The following is a 17819-nucleotide window of genomic DNA, read 5'->3' on the forward strand; positions in this document are numbered from 1 at the left end:
TAAAAAATCATTTAATTTAAAGGGAGAGAAATTTTATGAAAAAGATTAAAGTTTTATTTATACTTATTTTTGTGCTGTTATTTGCTAGTTGTGGTAAGCCTAGAGAAGTAAAGTATGAAGATATAGAGAAGAGAGAAGGAATAATTTATGTTAAAGGAGAAACAAAAGCATTTACTGGAATAATAAAATCATATTATGACAATGGAGCTTTAAAAGAAGATATTCCTTATAAAGATGGTAAAGAAAATGGTATTGTAAAAGGATACTATCCTAATGGAAATTTAGAAAGTGAAATTTTATCTAAAGATGGTAAATTAGAAGGACTCTCAAAATCATACTATGAAAATGGAAATTTAAAAATTGAAGGTAATTTTAAAGATGGTAAAAAGGAAGGACTCTTTAAAGGATATTATGAGAATGGAAATTTAGAAAGGGAAGGTAATTTTAAAGATGGTAAAGAGGAAGGACTCTCAAAATCATATTATGAAAATGGAAATTTATTAACTGAAGAGAATTATAAAGATGGTAAATTAGAAGGACTCTCTAAAGAATATTATGAAAATGGAAACATAAGAATAGAAATTAATTTTAAAGATGATAAAAATGAAGGACTCTCAAAATCATACTATGAAAATGGAAATTTATTAACTGAAGAGAATTATAAAGATGGTAAATTAGAAGGACTCTCAAAATCATACTATGAAAATGGAAATTTAGAAAGTGAAGGTAATTTTAAAGATGGTAAATTCAATGGACTCAGAAAATCATATTATGAGAATGGAAATTTAAAAAGTGAAGGTAATTTTAAAGATGGTAAAGAGGAAGGACTCTCAAAATCATATTATGAAAATGGAAATTTAGAAAGTGAAATTAATTATAAAGATGGTAAATTCAATGGACTCTCAAAATTATACTATGAAAATGGAAATTTATTAAGTGAACATTATTGGAAGGACGATAAAATAATTTATTAATTAAATTATTAAAAAGGAGTATAGAATGTCAATTTAAATTAATACTATGTATAAAAGTAGGGGATAAAATAATGAAAATAAAAATAAGAGATATGAAAGATAAAATAGAAATGAATGGTCTTATCTACTGCATAGGAGAAAATGGAGGATTCAGTGGAATTTTTATAGAAAAAGAAGCTAATACAGGTAGTCAAATTATAGAAAGTTACAGCAATGGAAAGATTACAAAAAAATTAGAATACAAAAAAATTTCAACCAATAATAGTAGTTATAAAATGTTTTTGGTAAAGAGTATGGTATACAGAAAAGGAGAGCTATTTCAAACAAAAGAATATAAATATGATGAATATGAAGATTCAAAAGTAAGTATCTCAGAAGAAAAAACTTTTCAAGATAATAATCAAAATAAAATAGGTATCAAAAAAATAATGTTTGAAAATGAAGTATTAGAAATAGGAAAGATTAATGAAAAGTATAATCCTACCGCTGTTAAAAAAATAGATGGAATTAAACCATTATGGACATTGTGGCTTTCTATGATGTTATGGTTCACTCAAAATCCAGAATCATTTTTAATTACTTTTACTGATGGTAAGCAATTAAAATTAATTAATTCTAAGAATGTTATACTGGAAGATGATTTTACTAAAGAGATAGAAAGTATGATTAGAAATGTTATTTTTTCAATACTTATATTATTGATAATATATTGGATTATGCACGCTATACATAGAGATACTTATTATTATTAAAATTGTATTGTATCAAGGGGTGTTTCCTTTTAACTGACTTTTTAGCTATTCTTTGACCAAGTTAAAATAACTTTCTAAAAAACTTAAATACTTTATCGTACAGATAATTTTATAATTAATCTAATTTAGTCAAAAGACAAGTATTGTCTATTATAAAAGGTATCGTACATTAACTATATGAGATTTTACTTTATAATGAAATGTTTTAATTACTAATATAGTGTAAATACGGTTATTTTAAGAATATTATTAAGAATGAAAAGTAATGTAAGAGCTCAAATCTCTATCTCTAAAAAGCTAAAAAAAATATAATAATAATTTTAATAGAAACTCTGAGAAAACTTAGAGTTTTTATTTTAAACTTGACTTTTCAAATATAAAGATATAATATATACAATATAAAGATAATAGAGGAGGTTTTTAAATGTCAATAAAATTAATAAATATTAGAATGGATGAAGATTTGAAAAAAGAAATGGAAATTGTTTGTAATGACTTAGGTATCAATATAACAACTGCATTTACTATATTTGCTAAGAAATTAACAAGAGAAAAGAGAATCCCTTTTAGTGTATCAATAGACCCTTTCTATTCAAATGAAAATATAAAAGCTTTACAAAACTCAATAGATGAAGTAAAAGATGGTAAAGTTATTATGAAGACTATTGAAGAATTGGAGGCTATGGAATAATGAAAATAAGTTTTTCTATTCAGGCTTGGGAAGAATATTTGTATTTTCAAACTCAAGATAAAAAGACATTAAAGAAGATAAATGAATTAATAAAAGATATTGAAAGAAATGGAGCATTGAATGGAATAGGAAAACCTGAAAAACTAACTAATAATCTTAGTGGACTATATAGTAGAAGAATCAACGATAAAGATAGATTAGTTTATAAGTTAGAAAATGATTTTATAGTTATCTTACAGTGTAAAGGGCATTATAATGATAATTAAAAATATAATAACACTAATTAGTATCAATGTATACTTTATAGTTTAATTTCTACAAAAAAGCCCGAACTTGAAAAAAGTTGAGGGCTTTTTTGTATTCTTATACTTTTTTGTTGATAATTTGTTGATAGTAAATTAGGTTTTTAAGAATAAAAAATCCTAATAATGTACTGCACCCATAATCCTGGACACAAGATTGGAGGTGCAATTTTTTTATTTAAAAATCACTTAAATCAAAAAAAGTTGACAAAATGTTCTGAGAATGAGTATAATGCATCAAAATTAGAAAGACTTTCATTTTTTATAAAATATAGAATAAATTAAAGTTTTTAAACAAAAGATATGTAATCAAAGAAGATACTAAAAGTTTATTCTCATTTTTAGAAAGTTTCAAAATATATAAGGAATATAAAGAAAAATATCCTTTATCAGAAAAAGAAATCAAATTAACTTCTAATAAAAATGGGATATAAGAAAAAATAATTTATATTCTGAATAGAGGAAAAATTGGGGAGGAGTTTATGAAAAAGATTAAAGTTTTATTCGTGATTATTTTTATTTTATTATTTGCTAGTTGGGGTAAGCTTAGAGAAGTAAATATTACAGATACGGAAATAAGAGAAGGTATAGCTTATGTTAAAGGAGAAACAGAAGCATTTACTGGAATAATAAAATTATACTATGAAAATGGAAATTTAGAAAGTGAAAGTAATTTTAAAGATGGTAAACAAGAAGGACTCTCAAAATTATACTATGAAAATGGAGATTTAGAAAGTGAAGGTAATTATAAAGATGGTAAAGGAGAAGGACTCGCTAAAGAATATTATGAGAATGGAAACATAAGAATAGAAGGTAATTATAAAGATGGTAAAAAGGAAGGACACTTTAAAGAATATTATGAGAATGGAGCTTTAAAATGGGAAGGTAATTTTAAAGATGGTAAAAAGGAAGGACACTTTAAAGCATATTATAAGAATGGAAATTTAAAAATGGAAGAGAATTATAAAGATGATAAAAGTGAAGGACTCTCAAAAGAATATTATGAGAATGGAAATTTAAAAATGGAAGAGAATTATAAAGATGATAAAAGTGAAGGACTCTCAAAAGAATATTATGAGAATGGAAACATAAGAATAGAAGGTAATTATAAAGATGGTAAATTAAATGGACTCTTAAAAGTATACTATGAGAATGGAAATTTAAAAAGGGAAGAGAATTTTAAAGATGGTAAATTAAATGGACTCTCAAAAGTATACTATGAGAATGGAAATTTAGAAAGGGAAGAGAATTATAAAGATGGTAAAAGGGAAGGACTCTCAAAAGTATACTATGAGAATGGAAACATAAGAATAGAAGGTAATTATAAAGATGATAAAGAGGAAGGACTCTTTAAAGAATATCATGAGAATGGAAATTTAGAAAGGGAAGAGAATTATAAAGATGATAAATTAAATGGACTCTCAAAATTATACTATGAGAATGGAAATTTAGAAAATGAAGGTAATTTTAAAGATGATAAATTAGAAGGACTCTCAAAAGTATACTATGAGAATGGAAATTTAGAAAGGGAAGAGAATTATAAAGATGGTAAAAGGGAAGGACTCTCAAAAGTATACTATGAAAATGGAAACATAAGAATAGAAGCTAATTATAAAGATGATAAATTAGAAGGACTCTTTAAAGAATATTATGAGAATGGATATTTAATGGCTCAATATTATTATAAGGACGGTAAAATTTATTATTAAATTATTAAAAAGGAGTATAGAATGTCAATTAACAAAATAATGTTTGAAAACCAAGTATTTGAAATAGGGAAAATTAATGAAAAGTATAATCCTACTGCTGTTAAAAAATAGGAGGTCAAATCTCTACCTCTAAAAAGACTTTCAAAAATAAAACAATAATTTTTAATAGGAACTCTAGTAAATACTAGAGTTTTTATTTTTATACTTTTTTTGAGCTGTATGAAAGTATAAAATTAAAAAATTAAAACTAGTCTCTGGCGTCCGTATTAGTTCGAAGAGCCTATGTTTATTGAGCTCGTAGAACTCATACGACTGGCAAGAGACTTTTTTAAATCATTTTTGTTTCCATTAAATTTAATTTAATTTAGCTTAAATTCAAATGTAATAAAAGAATTGACTGTTATTAATATTTAATTTAAAATAAAAATAAGGAGATGATTACTTATGAAAGTGGAGAATAAAAATAAAAGAGAAAAACAAATTGAAAGAATTAATAAAATGGAAAAAATACACTCAGAATATTCAAAATTATTAATTGAAGTAGAAAAAGTATTAGAAAAATTTGAGACTAAACAAAAAGAATACTCATCTTTAGTTCAATACTACTATAGTAAAAATTGGTCCAAAGATAAAAATGATATTGAGAAAGATAAGTTACCAGAAATAAAGAGCAGTTTTGTTCTTACAGAAGATGCTATTTATGATTCTATGATAGATAATGATAGATTAGCTATTCATATGCTTGAAATAGCAACTAAAATATTAAAAAGATAAAAAAATATAAAAAATATTTAATTTTTAATTGAATAAAATATCATAAAGTGTTATATTTATAAGTATATATAAGTATAAATAAATTCCTAAGGAGAAGAGCTATGTTAGAACTAAAATTTATGCGTGAAAATGTGGAAATGTTAAAGGAAATGCTAAAAAACAGAAATAGTAATATTGATATGGATATTTTTGTTGAATTAGACTCAAAAAGAAGAGAAGTATTATCCGAAGTTGAAAACTTAAAAAGAGAAAGAAATAATGTTTCTGCTGAAATAGCAACACTTAAGAAAGAAAAAAAATCAGCTGACCATTTAATAGAAAAAATGGGAGTAGTTTCTGCTAAAATAAAAGAGCTAGATACTGAACTTGCTGAAATAGATGATAAATTAAAAAATATTCAAATGACAATACCTAATGTATATCATTCATCAACTCCAATAGGACCAGATGAAGATCATAATGTTGAAATAAGAAAATGGGGAGAACCAAAAAAATTTAATTTTGAGCCAAAACCACATTGGGAAATTGGGGAAAATTTAGGAATACTAGATTTTGAAAGAGGAGCAAAACTAAGTGGTTCTAGATTTGTATTATATAGAGGAGCTGCTGCAAGATTAGAAAGAGCTTTAATTAGTTTCATGCTTGATACTCATACTCAAGAACATGGATATACAGAACATTTAACACCTTTTATGGTTAAAGCCGAAGTATGTGAAGGGACAGGACAATTACCAAAATTTGAAGAAGATATGTATAGAACAACAGATGATATGTACTTAATATCAACTTCTGAAATCAGTATGACTAATATTCATAGAAAAGAAATTTTAGAACAAGCAGAGTTGCCAAAATATTATACTGCATATTCTCCTTGCTTTAGAAGAGAAGCAGGGTCTTATGGAAAAGATGTTAAAGGTCTTATTAGAGTTCATCAATTCAATAAAGTCGAAATGGTAAAAATAACAGATGCAGAAACTTCATATGATGAGTTGGAAAAAATGGTAAAAAATGCAGAAACAATACTACAAAAATTAGAGTTACCTTATCGTGTAATTCAATTATGTTCTGGAGATATAGGATTTAGTGCAGCAAAAACTTATGATTTGGAAGTATGGTTACCATCTCAAAATAAATATAGAGAAATTTCTTCTTGTTCAAATTGTGAAGATTTCCAAGCAAGAAGAATGGGATTAAAGTATAGAGTTGCAGGAGATAACAGAAGTGAATTTTGCCATACATTAAATGGTTCAGGACTTGCAGTTGGAAGAACATTGGTTGCTATAATGGAAAATTACCAACAAGAAGACGGGTCTTTCTTAATACCAAAAGCGTTGGTTCCATATATGGGTGGACTAGATGTTGTTAAAAAGTAGTTTGCTTTTATTATTGCTGGTAAATATTTTTACCAGCAATTTAATTATACTTTTAAGTATATTTGTTATAACTGTTTTATTTAATATTATATTTAATAAAAATTTAAAAAAACATTTGAGGCAAATAAAAGTGTTATTATTTTTTTATTTGTCAACTTTTTTAATTCAATTATATTATGGACAACAAGGAAAAGTTCTGTATAAAATTTTTGACTTTTATCTAACTCAAGAAGGGCTTATAAATTTTGCTATAAGTTTTATAAGAATTATAAACTTACTTTTTATTTCTTGGTTAATTAATGAATTAAAGCTTTTTACTGGGAAATTGAGTAAATATCAGAAAATAATAGATACAGTTATTGAGTTAGTTCCAGATGTTTTTGTTTTATTTAAAAAGAAAATGAAAGTCAAAAGTTTTTGTAGATATATTTTGAAAGAGATTGGTAGAATAGAAAAAAGTAAGAGCTAGATTAAAAATAGTTAGAAAGGATGTATTCTATGAAGATATTTACTATATTAAAAAAAATACCTAAAAAAATTTCAATACCTCTTGGAATAACTCTAGCTACTACGCTAGCTATTTCTACAACTTTAATGAGAATAGAAAATATTGTAGAAAAAATAAGTACAAAATATATAAATGGAAGAATAAAAATAGAAAATGTAGATTTATCTTTAACTAATACTAAAATTGAAAATATAAAGCTATATGATGATAAAAATAATGTGTTGGCATATTTTCCAAAAGTTGAAATTAAGAATACAGGCAGTAGTTTATTACACCTTAAAATAGATGAAATAAAAGTAAATTCTGGGGATATTTATGTTGTTAGAGACAAAGAAGGAAAATTAAATTTTCAAAAGCTAATTGAAGATAAGAAAAAAGAGAAAAAAGAAGAAGATAAAAAAGAAAAAAAGAAAAAGGAAGAAAAAAATAAAGAATATAAACCGAAATCTTTACCAATAAATAAAATAAATATAGAAAATATAAAAATAAATTATACTGATGAAAAATTATCTCCAAAGTTAAATAGAGAGATAAATAATATTTCAGCTCACATTATATCAAATAAAGTAGATGGGATAGATGCTAAGATTTTAGTAAATTCAGATAATATAAAGCTAAACACAGAGTATAGAAACAAAGAAAAACCAATAGATTTAAAATTAAATATAGAGAAATTCTTATTAGATAAAGATTTGTTGCAAAGTTTAGTTAATAAGCCTGAGCTACACTTTTCAGATATCAATATAAAATCGGATTTATCTATTTTATCAGATAAAAAATTAGATGGAACAACAATTAATGGGACTTTTTCTTTAGATATGCCTAATTTTAAATACGATAATTTGGATACTGAAGTAAAAAATATATCTTTAAAATCCGTTTTTCTAGGTAAAGATGGGGAAGTTGTATTGAAGTTAAATATTTTTAATACTGATAAGGAATTTAAAGCTGTATATAAAAATAAGGAATTAAATTCAATAATAGTTTTTGATAGAGTAGATGAAAAAATACTAAACAGCTTTATTCCGTTAAGAAAAAAGAATTTGGATTTTAAAAATATTAATATTGAGGATATAAAAACAATTATACATTATTCAGATGAAAAAGGTCTTACTGTTGATACCAGTTTAAAGGCAAATGAATCTAAGTATAGTATCTTGGAGCTTGATGATTTCAAAGTTAATGCTAGTTTAAAAGATGGGTTAGGAAAACTTGATGTAAATATATTAACTAAAATAAAAAATATAGATGAAAAAATAAGTATAAAAGCAAAAAATGAAAAAGAAAAAACAGAATTATTAGTTCAACTTAATTCTTTAGATAAAAATTCTTTGTTGCCGAATATTAATTTAAAATCTACGATTGAGAATAAAAAAGATAATATAAAAGCTATAGTCGATTCAAATATAGTTGATTTTTCTGCAGATTACTTAAAAAATGATAAGAAATTAAAAGTTTTTGGAAACGAATTTTTAATAAATTATTCTGTAAAAGAAAAGAAAATAACTGATGGAAAAGGGAAAATTCCTTTTGAAATATATAATTTGGTTAATTATTTAGATTTCGATGCTGAAAACAATAAAGTTGAAGTTAAAGAATTAAGAATGGCTGATAAAGATGACAAAAAGAAGAATCTTGTTATAAAAGGTGAAGCTAATCTTGATAAAAAGACATTTAATTTCGACTATATTGCAGAAAATGCATTTATTCAGAAAAAAATAGATGATAAGGATATTAAATTAAATTTTACTGGAAATGGAAAAATTACAGGGGAAAAAACGAATCTTGAAAGTTTAGGTAAAATTGATAATTTAAGTCTTGAGTATATTGGAAAAATAAATGAAATAAAAGGGAACTATGAGTTTAACAAAAATAAAGATGATTTGAAAGCAAAATTTTTAGGAGAAATAAAAAATATCGGTTATAAGAATTACACTTTTAAAGACTTTAAATTAGATGTAGAATTTCTAAATAAAGAATTAATTATAAAGAATTTTAAAAATAAACAAATATTATTTAAGGGAAAGTATAATATAAAGGAAAAAGATATTTCAGCTGAAGCTAATATAGATAGATTAAGTAACAAAGATATAAATCTTGATAAAGTAGGCTTTTTGTTGGAAAATTTTAGAGTAAAAATTAATGGTAAAATTGATAATCCTAAGGCTTATACCGATTTAGGAACAACAATAGTAACTTTACCAAATAAGGCTAAGCTAAAAGTTACAGGGAAAGTAGAGCTTGAAAATGGAAATGTTGGAATAAAGGGAATAAATATTAATAATAGTTCTATAAAAGGAAATTATCTAATCAAAGATAAAAAACTAAATCTTAATGCTTCTTTAAATGAAAAGAAGTTAAGTGAGCTTACAGGTGGAAAAGATTTAGGTTATGCTTTGCAAGGGAATTTAAAAGTTAATGGAGTTGCAGGGAATTTAAATGCTGAATTATCTGGTGGAATTTTAAACGATTTTTCAAAAAATAAATACCCAGATATTATTTATAAGATGAGCTATAAAGCTAGTAATTATTCAGATGGTATTGTAAATCTTGAGAATATAAGTCTAAGTGATAGAAACTTAGGAGAAATTTTGACTTTGATTGGTCGAGTAGACTTAAAAAATAAGACCTTAGATATCAGAAACAGAAACAATAAAATTAATTTAGAAAAAATAGCGAATATAATAAATCAAGATTTAGTAGGAATTTTAGATATTGATTTGAAAGCAAAGGGAAATTTAAAAAATCCTAATTATAGCTTATTATTAAATTCTAATGAGATTAAATTAAAAGATATTCCTTTAAGAGACTTATCTTTAAAAATTAATGGAGATATTAAAAAAGCTAAAATAAATGATATGAGAGTTGCTTTATATGGAAATGTTATAAAAGGTTTAGCTGAGTATGATATAGAAAATAAGAAATATTTTGCAAATATAAACTCCGAAGATAAAATAGAGATAAAAAAATTAAAACCTTTACTAGAAAAGTATAATTTAACAAAATTAGATGGAAATGTAATTTTAAATGCTCATATAGATGAAAAAAATAGGAATATTAGGGTAGCCTTAGATAATATTTCTCTGTCTGTACCAAAATATTATATAGATGTAAAAGGAACAAAAGGGGAAATAAATATAAAAAATGAAAATTTAACTTTAGATGGAATTTCGTCAAAAATAAATGGAGCTCCTTTGGAAATAAAAGGGGAAGCAGATTTAAAGAATGTATCAAAAATTGATAAAAATAGGATATTAAAAGATTTACCGTATAAATTTATATTATCTTTAAAGGATTTTAAGTATGAATATCCGAAAGTTGCAAAGGTAAATGTAAATGTAGAAAATATGCTTATAAGCAATAAAGGATTAAAAGGAAATATTGTTTTAAAGAATGGAATTTTATACGATATCCCGAATGACTATAAAAGTGCTTTTAGTATAATAAAATCTCAATTAGAAAAAAGAAAAAAGAAAAAAAATGAAGTAGCTACAACTAAAATTGAGAAAAAAGAGTCTAAAAACAATAAAGATAAAAAAGATATTCAAAAGACATTAGATATGCTTATGCCTATTGATCTTTCTATTCAAACAGAAAAACCTTTTGTTATAGATATGGATAATTTTAATTTAGTAGTTCCAGAAATTTATGGAAATTTAGATATTGATTTAGCTCTAAAAGGAAGAGATGGAAGATATTTTATTGATGGAGAAACAGAATTAAAAGATGGATATATGTTTGTCAATACCAATGAATTTAAGATAAATCGTGCTTTGATTACATTTAATGAAAATTCAAAAATACCAGATATAAATCCGAACATATTTTTTGAAACAAGTGTTGAAATGGACGATGATGAGTATACTTTAGAAGTGTATGGCCTATTAAAAAAACTTAGATATAGCCTTAAATCTAAATATGGGAAAACAGGTGGAGATTTAAATGGATTGATAACACATCCTAATTCAGATGGGGGGATATATATTTATGGAACAGGTAATGAAGTCTTTTTAAATTTTATGAAAAACTTAGTGGCAGGTCAATTGGTCGAAACTGTTGTAGGATCGGCAAGAAAATATACAAAAAGAAAATTAGATTTAACTAGACTAGTCATTAAACCTGAAGTAACTGTATATAATACAGATAGGAATTCAGAAAATAGTAGCAAAGAAGTAGATAAAGATAATACTCAAAACAATAGAGGGCAAAATAAGCAAATATATAGTATAGCTCTAAATTTGGAAGCAAAAGATAATATTTACAAAAATAAATTATTCTGGTATGCTAAAGCTAAGGTATTAGGAACAGGAAGAGATGTTGTAAATCAAACTATGACTGTTCAAAGTAAAATGAGAGAATATGATGTTGGATTGGAATATAAAATAGATGAGAGTAAAAGTGTTGAAGTAGGAGTAGGAACAATTCAAGATAAATATAGGACTGATGAGAATAAAAATTATAGAAAAAATAACTATCACGTGGGCTATAAAATAAGAAAAAGATATAAAAGTTTTTCTGAAATATTCTCGTTTTAATATTTTGGCTTTTAAAATTTTAAGAGATATGTTAATATATTAAAAGAAATTGAAACAGTATTAATAATAAATTAAAATAAAAATGGAGGACTTTTATATGAAAAAAGCACTGATTGCGTTGCTGATTGTAATTAATTTAAATGCATTTTCAAATATGGTTAATTTGCCAATTAAAAGCATTGAAGTTATTAACAACCAAAAGGTTTCTGCGGATTTAATAAAAGAAAAATTAAATTTAAAAGAAGGAGATACTTTTTCTACAGATAAAGTATTAAGAGACTTTAATGAATTAAAAGCAACTGGTTATTTTAAAGACGTTGTTTTGCAACCAGAATCTTATGATGGAGGAGTAAAGCTTATTGTAGATGTACTAGAGAATGAAAATGTAGATGCTTTACTTAGAGAAAAAGGAATAGCTGCAAATACTGAAAGAGAAGATACAGATAAATCTATAACTCTTTCGAGTGTAAAATTTGTAGGGAACACAAAAATTTCTTCTTCAGAATTAGCTAGTGTTACTCAATTGAAACCTGGAGAACACTTCTCAAGAAGTAGAGTAGAAGAAGCACAAAGAAAATTATTAGCAAGTGGATATTTTGCAACTGTTAAGCCTGATGTAAAAGTTAACAATGGAAATATGGACTTAGTGTTTGATGTTACTGAAAACCCTATAGTAAAAAATATAGTTGTTACAGGAAATCGTTCTATATCAACACAATCAATATTATCGGCATTATCTACAAAAGTTGGAGAAGTTCAAAATTATAATAATTTAAAAGCTGATAGAGATAAAATATTAGAACTATATCAAGCTCAAGGATATACTTTAGTAAATATAGGTGATATTTCTACTGATGAGAATGGAAACCTTAATATAGCTATAACTGAAGGAATTGTCAGAAAAATAGAAGTTAAAAAGATGATTACTAAACAAAAAGGTAATAGAAGAACTCCTACTGACGATGTACTAAAAACAAAAGATTATGTTATAGATAGAGAAATAGAAATTCAACCCGGGAAAATATTTGATGTTAAAGAATACGATAGAACAGTTGATAATTTAATGAGATTAGGTATATTTAAAAATGTTAAATATGAAGCAAGATCAATTCCAGGGGATCCTGAAGGTTTAGATTTAATATTACTAATTGATGAGGATAGAACAGCCGAATTACAAGGGGGAGTTGCTTATGGTTCTGAAACAGGGCTTATGGGGACTTTATCTTTAAAAGATAGTAACTGGAAAGGAAAGAATCAAGAATTCGGAATAAGTTTTGAAAAATCTAATAAAGATTATACAGGATTTTCAATAGACTTTTTTGATCCATGGATTAGAAATACAGATAGAGTTTCTTGGGGATGGGGAGCTTATAAAACATCTTATGGAGATAGTACGAGTGATTTGTTCTATAATATAGATACTTTGGGATTTAAAGCTAATATTGGAAAAGGACTTTCAAGAAATGTTAGATTAAGTATAGGAACTAAAGCAGAATATATAAGAGAAAAACATGCAGCTGGGAAATTTCAAAAAAATCCAGCCAATGATAAATGGTATTATAAAGATCCAACTCAACCAAGTGGCTGGCACGAAATAGAAGGTGTAGATGATAAGTACTATGTATGGAGTATTTACCCATATATTAGTTATGATACAAGAAATAATTATTTAAATCCAACTTCGGGAGAATATGTAAAATTTCAAATAGAAGGAGGATATGCAGGTGGTTATAGATCAGGAACATTTGGAAATGCTACTTTAGAATTAAGAAAATACCATAAAGGCTTATTCAAGAAAAATACTTTTGCATATAAAGCTGTTGCAGGAATAATGTCTGATAGTACTAAAGAAAGTCAAAAATTCTGGGTAGGTGGAGGAAATTCACTTAGAGGTTATGATGGAGGTTTCTTTAGGGGAACTCAAAAAGTTGTAGCAACAATAGAAAATAGAACTCAAATAAATGATATTTTAGGAATAGTTTTCTTTGCTGACGCAGGAAGAGCTTGGAAACAAAATGGGAGAGATCCAAGTTATACAAGAGATAATACAAAATTTGGACAAAATATAGGAACAACAGCTGGTGTTGGGGTAAGACTTAATACTCCTATTGGACCATTAAGATTTGACTTTGGTTGGCCAGTTGGAAAGAAAATGGATGATGAAGGAATGAAGTTTTACTTCAATATGGGACAAGCATTCTAACAAATATATTAATAAATTTTTGGAGGTATAAAGTAATGAAAAAATTATTATTAGTGGCAAGTGTTTTATTAGCAACTTCAGCTTTTGCTGAAAAAATAGGAGTTGTAGATACTCAAAAAGTTGTATCTCAATTTTCTGAAACTAAAAAAGCACAACAAAGTTTAGAAAGTGAAGCTAAAAGAGCTGAAAATGAAGCTAGACAAAGAGAAGTTGCTTTACAAAAAGAACAAGTAGCTTTACAATCAAAAGGAGATAAATTAACAGATGCTGAAAAAAAAGCATTTGAAAAGAAAGTTCAAGATTATGAAAACTTTATAAATTCTTCACAAGAAAAATTAAATAAAGCACAATTTGCAAAATTACAACAAATAGAAACAGTTTACAATGCAGCTGTAAAAAAAGTTGTTGCTGCAGGTAAATATGATTTCGTATTTGAAGCAGATGCTGTAAAATTTGGTGGAGAAGATATAACAGCTCAAGTTTTAAAAGAAATGGAAGCTTCTAAAAAATAGTTAAAACAAGTAAAGGAGAAGAGTTATGACATATAAAATAGCAGATATAGTAACTCTTCTTAATGGAGAATATAAAGGAGAAATTTTAGAGGAGGTTTCTAAACTTTCTCCTTTTTTTCATTCAGATGAGAAGAGTATAACTTTTGCTGGAGATGAAAAATTTTTGAAATCATTGGATAAAACTAAGGCAAAAGTAATTATAGTACCTGATATAGATTTACCATTGAATATTGGGAAATCTTACATAGTAGTAAAAGATAATCCAAGAACTATTATGCCTAAACTTTTACATTTTTTTCAAAGACCTATAAAAAAAGTTGAAAAAATGATAGAAGATAGTAGTAAAATAGGAGAAAATACTAATATAGCTACTAATGTATATATAGGGCACGATGTTGAAATAGGTAAAAATGTTACAATATATCCAAATGTTAGTATTTGTCAAGGTGCTAAAATAGGAGATGGAACAGTTATTTATCCCAATGTTACAATTAGGGAATTTGTTGAAATAGGTAAAAATTGCATTATTCAACCTGGGGCAGTAATTGGTTCTGATGGTTTTGGATATGTAAAAGTAAATGGGAAAAATACTAAAATTGATCAAATTGGAACTGTTATTATAGAAGATGAAGTTGAAATAGGTGCAAATACTACAATAGACAGGGGAGCTATAGGGGATACTATCGTAAAAAAATATACTAAAATTGACAATTTAGTTCAAATTGCTCATAATGATATTATAGGAGAAAATTGTTTGATTATTTCACAAGTCGGAATAGCAGGAAGTACAACGATAGGAAATAATGTTACTCTTGCAGGACAAGTCGGAATAGCAGGGCACATTGAAATAGGGGATAATACTATGATAGGGGCTAAATCTGGAGTTCATGGAAATGTTGAAGGAAACCAAATTTTATCTGGACATCCTTTAGTAGATCATAGGGAAGATTTAAAGATAAGAATTGCAATGAAAAAGTTACCTGAACTTTTAAAAAGAGTAAAAGCATTAGAAAGTAAATAAAAAAATATTTTTTGTATCTGATTTCAAAAAAAATTAATATAAAATTAAAGAAAAAAAGATTTATATAAACTGTACCTAAAATTTTAAATATAATATTGGAGGTACAGTTTTTAATTTTTCTATAGAAAAGTATAAAATAAAATAGCAAAAAATAGTCTCTGACGCCCATATTGGTTCCAAGAGACTTTATTTATTGTATAGGGAAGTATAATTTAAATATATAAAAAAATCTATATAATTTTAAAAAAAATTTTTAAAATTTGATAAGATATTATATAATATTAACTCGATAAGATAAAAAACAAAAAGTGGAGAGTAAAATGAGATGAGTGGGATCAAAAATAAAAATATAGGAATATATTTAATAAAAGCATTTTCTTTAATTTCAGTTATAATATATCACTTGTATGAGTATAAAGGGACTTATATGGGAGTAGTTACTTTTTTTGTAGTTAGTGGATATTTAATAAGTGAAGTTTTATGGGAAAGAGAAGAAAGCTATTTTCAATTTATAAAAAGAAGATATGTAAAGATAATTCCACCACTAATTACTGTCTTATTAACTTCTTGTTTAGTGTTTTATTATTTTTATAAATTTTTAAGTTTGAAGTTGGTTTACAATTCGTTAACAAGTTTGTTCGGGTTAAGTAATATTTATCAAATAATTAGTGGCATGTCATACTTTGAAAGAAGTGGAGATATTTTTCCGTTATTGCATACTTGGAGTTTATCAATAGAAATACAATTTTATTTATTCTATCCATTTCTTATATATTTTTTTAAAAATCAAAAAATTAATGAAAAATTAGTAGGATTTATTTTGTTAGTTTTTTCTTTGGTTTCAGCGTCTATTATGTTTTATAAAACAATGATTGGTTATGATTTGAGTGCTATTTATTATGGGACAGACACAAGAATATTTTCGGTATTTGTAGGAGCTAGCTTTTATTTTTTATTTAAAAATATTAATCTTAATAAAAAGAGATTTAATATATATTCATATATTTCTCTAATAGGAATTATAGTATCCATATTAATTGTTGATTATTCTGCAAAAGCTAACTATTATGGTCTTTTGTATTTAGTGAGTGTATTAAGTGGAGTTATAACAGTAGGAAGTTTAAAAGTAAATTTTTTAAATTTTAATCTTAAATTTTTTAGAATTTTTGAAAAATTAGGGGAACATAGCTATATTTATTACTTATGGCAATATCCAATAATGATATTTTCATTAGAGTTTTTTAAATGGTCAGATATAAGCTATGGTTATACGGTAGTAATCCAAATAATTATTTTAATAATATTATCAGAAATAAGCTATAAATTATTGATAGCTGAAAGAAAGGTGGCAAAGATTTTGAGAAGAATATTTATAGTAGGCTATGCATTAATTTTAATATTTTTACCTCTTAGCGAAGAGACAAATTCAGAGGAAGTTAAAAATAAAGTGGAAGAAATAGATGCCAGACTTTCAAAGCACAAAGAAGCAGAAAATGGTATAGATTACTTAGAGGTAAGACTATTAAATGGTTTAATTTCACAGAAAAATAATGAAAAATTGATTGTAGAAAAGAAAAAATATAAAAATGATATACAAGAAAGTGCATTAAAAATAACTAATACAGGGAATGATAAAAAAGTAAAAGAAGTAAAAGAAGGAAAAGAAGGAAAAGAGATCCCTAGTGTTGGGTCTGTAAACTCTATAGATGGAAAAGATTATGTTTTTATTGGAGATTCTGTTATGAAAATGGGAGAGCCTTATATAAAGGCTGTATTTGAAAATTCTTATGTAGATGCAAAAGTTTCTAGACAGTTTGTTGAATTACCTAATATTTTAAAAATTTTAAATAATGAGAAAAAATTAAGAAAGAAAGTTGTAGTTCATCTAGGGACAAACGGAGTCATTAACAAAAAATCTTTTGATGAGTCGATGGAAATACTAGGAGATAGAGAGATATATTTTATGAATACTGTTGTACCTAAACCTTGGGAAAAAGGTATAAATAAAAATTTAGAAGAATGGACTGCTGAATATAAGAATGTTCATATAATAGATTGGCATAAGTATGCAAAAGGAGATAAAGAATTATTTTTTAAAGATGCAACTCATCCTAAGCCTGAAGGTGCAAAAAAATATGCAGAATTTATCTTAAAAAGTATTGAAAAATAAAGAAATAAAAAAATATTTAAACTAGAACAAAAAAAATAAACAAAAAAAAGAAAAAAAGTAGTTGACAAAGTTTTTGAAAGATGATATCATAACCGATGTCGATATGACAAAGGACATTAACAACAGAATAGAGAAAAGACAAAAAGCAACCATAAATTTGGTGTAAACAAAAAAGCAAATGAGCTTTAAAAAAGATTGAACGAAGAGTTTGATCCTGGCTCAGGATGAACGCTGACAGAATGCTTAACACATGCAAGTCTACTTGAACTTCGGTTTGGGTGGCGGACGGGTGAGT

General features: G+C 25.6%; 14 protein-coding genes and 1 rRNA gene. All 15 read left to right on the forward strand.

Annotation, left to right across the window (positions count from 1 at the left end; all coding sequences use genetic code 11):
* The first annotated feature begins 35 nt into the window (after window positions 1-35).
* Window positions 36-974 (forward strand): toxin-antitoxin system YwqK family antitoxin, encoded by a 939-nt coding sequence (locus BQ2505_RS04455; RefSeq protein ID WP_074016570.1) that lies wholly within the window; start codon window positions 36-38, stop codon window positions 972-974.
* A gap of 71 nt (window positions 975-1045) precedes the next feature.
* On the forward strand, window positions 1046-1726 hold the full coding sequence (locus BQ2505_RS08935; protein ID WP_235817371.1) for a hypothetical protein: 681 nt from the start codon (window positions 1046-1048) through the stop codon (window positions 1724-1726).
* Window positions 1727-2150: 424 nt separating this feature from the next.
* Window positions 2151-2417, forward strand: a complete 267-nt coding sequence (locus tag BQ2505_RS04465) for a type II toxin-antitoxin system RelB/DinJ family antitoxin (RefSeq protein WP_008797018.1) — start codon at window positions 2151-2153, stop codon at window positions 2415-2417.
* Entirely contained in the window at window positions 2417-2683 is a 267-nt protein-coding gene (locus tag BQ2505_RS04470; protein ID WP_074016571.1) for a Txe/YoeB family addiction module toxin, read from the forward strand. Before BQ2505_RS04465 ends, BQ2505_RS04470 begins: the two co-directional genes overlap by 1 nt.
* A 162-nt stretch (window positions 2684-2845) precedes the next feature.
* Window positions 2846-3004 (forward strand): hypothetical protein, encoded by a 159-nt coding sequence (locus BQ2505_RS08765; RefSeq protein ID WP_161939402.1) that lies wholly within the window; start codon window positions 2846-2848, stop codon window positions 3002-3004.
* A 197-nt stretch (window positions 3005-3201) separates the two neighbouring features.
* Complete coding sequence (locus BQ2505_RS04475; RefSeq protein WP_074016572.1) at window positions 3202-4428, forward strand: toxin-antitoxin system YwqK family antitoxin; 1227 nt, start codon at window positions 3202-3204, stop codon at window positions 4426-4428.
* Between the two features lie 444 nt (window positions 4429-4872).
* The gene (locus BQ2505_RS04480) at window positions 4873-5202 is read left to right on the forward strand and encodes a DUF4298 domain-containing protein (RefSeq protein ID WP_074016573.1); all 330 of its coding nucleotides are present in this window, start codon (window positions 4873-4875) and stop codon (window positions 5200-5202) included.
* A 101-nt stretch (window positions 5203-5303) separates the two neighbouring features.
* Window positions 5304-6575 carry a serine--tRNA ligase gene (serS, locus tag BQ2505_RS04485; protein WP_074016574.1) on the forward strand — a complete coding sequence of 424 codons (1272 nt, stop codon included), beginning with the start codon at window positions 5304-5306 and terminating at the stop codon, window positions 6573-6575.
* Entirely contained in the window at window positions 6559-7044 is a 486-nt protein-coding gene (locus BQ2505_RS04490; RefSeq protein WP_074016590.1) for an energy-coupling factor transporter transmembrane component T family protein, read from the forward strand. The genes serS and BQ2505_RS04490 overlap by 17 nt, the downstream gene beginning before the upstream one ends.
* Window positions 7045-7073: 29 nt before the next feature.
* Window positions 7074-11618, forward strand: coding sequence for a translocation/assembly module TamB domain-containing protein (locus tag BQ2505_RS04495; RefSeq protein WP_074016575.1), 4545 nt, complete (start codon window positions 7074-7076; stop codon window positions 11616-11618).
* Window positions 11619-11715: 97 nt separating this feature from the next.
* Entirely contained in the window at window positions 11716-13821 is a 2106-nt protein-coding gene (locus BQ2505_RS04500) for a BamA/OMP85 family outer membrane protein (protein ID WP_074016576.1), read from the forward strand.
* A gap of 35 nt (window positions 13822-13856) precedes the next feature.
* Window positions 13857-14333 (forward strand): OmpH/Skp family outer membrane protein, encoded by a 477-nt coding sequence (locus BQ2505_RS04505; RefSeq protein ID WP_074016577.1) that lies wholly within the window; start codon window positions 13857-13859, stop codon window positions 14331-14333.
* A 25-nt stretch (window positions 14334-14358) separates the two neighbouring features.
* Entirely contained in the window at window positions 14359-15354 is a 996-nt protein-coding gene (lpxD, locus tag BQ2505_RS04510) for a UDP-3-O-(3-hydroxymyristoyl)glucosamine N-acyltransferase (protein ID WP_074016578.1), read from the forward strand.
* 325 nt (window positions 15355-15679) lie between these two features.
* The gene (locus BQ2505_RS04515; protein WP_074016579.1) at window positions 15680-17524 is read left to right on the forward strand and encodes an acyltransferase family protein; all 1845 of its coding nucleotides are present in this window, start codon (window positions 15680-15682) and stop codon (window positions 17522-17524) included.
* 196 nt (window positions 17525-17720) lie between these two features.
* Window positions 17721-17819, forward strand: a 16S ribosomal RNA gene (locus BQ2505_RS04520); the annotation flags it as partial.

Source organism: Fusobacterium massiliense (genome assembly GCF_900095705.1).
In the GTDB taxonomy this organism is placed as follows: Bacteria; Fusobacteriota; Fusobacteriia; order Fusobacteriales; family Fusobacteriaceae; genus Fusobacterium; species Fusobacterium massiliense.

Bases quoted from the DNA above. Each gene is read 5' to 3' on its own strand.
- BQ2505_RS04455 (WP_074016570.1), top strand. From the start codon at position 36: ATGAAAAAGATTAAAGTTTTATTTATACTTATTTTTGTGCTGTTATTT.
- BQ2505_RS04490 (WP_074016590.1), top strand. From the start codon at position 6,559: ATGTTGTTAAAAAGTAGTTTGCTTTTATTATTGCTGGTAAATATTTTT.
- BQ2505_RS04475 (WP_074016572.1), top strand. From the start codon at position 3,202: ATGAAAAAGATTAAAGTTTTATTCGTGATTATTTTTATTTTATTATTT.
- BQ2505_RS04515 (WP_074016579.1), top strand. From the start codon at position 15,680: ATGAGTGGGATCAAAAATAAAAATATAGGAATATATTTAATAAAAGCA.
- lpxD (WP_074016578.1), top strand. From the start codon at position 14,359: ATGACATATAAAATAGCAGATATAGTAACTCTTCTTAATGGAGAATAT.
- BQ2505_RS04465 (WP_008797018.1), top strand. From the start codon at position 2,151: ATGTCAATAAAATTAATAAATATTAGAATGGATGAAGATTTGAAAAAA.
- BQ2505_RS04495 (WP_074016575.1), top strand. From the start codon at position 7,074: ATGAAGATATTTACTATATTAAAAAAAATACCTAAAAAAATTTCAATA.
- BQ2505_RS08765 (WP_161939402.1), top strand. From the start codon at position 2,846: ATGTACTGCACCCATAATCCTGGACACAAGATTGGAGGTGCAATTTTT.
- BQ2505_RS04500 (WP_074016576.1), top strand. From the start codon at position 11,716: ATGAAAAAAGCACTGATTGCGTTGCTGATTGTAATTAATTTAAATGCA.
- BQ2505_RS04470 (WP_074016571.1), top strand. From the start codon at position 2,417: ATGAAAATAAGTTTTTCTATTCAGGCTTGGGAAGAATATTTGTATTTT.
- BQ2505_RS08935 (WP_235817371.1), top strand. From the start codon at position 1,046: ATGAAAATAAAAATAAGAGATATGAAAGATAAAATAGAAATGAATGGT.
- serS (WP_074016574.1), top strand. From the start codon at position 5,304: ATGTTAGAACTAAAATTTATGCGTGAAAATGTGGAAATGTTAAAGGAA.
- BQ2505_RS04505 (WP_074016577.1), top strand. From the start codon at position 13,857: ATGAAAAAATTATTATTAGTGGCAAGTGTTTTATTAGCAACTTCAGCT.
- BQ2505_RS04480 (WP_074016573.1), top strand. From the start codon at position 4,873: ATGAAAGTGGAGAATAAAAATAAAAGAGAAAAACAAATTGAAAGAATT.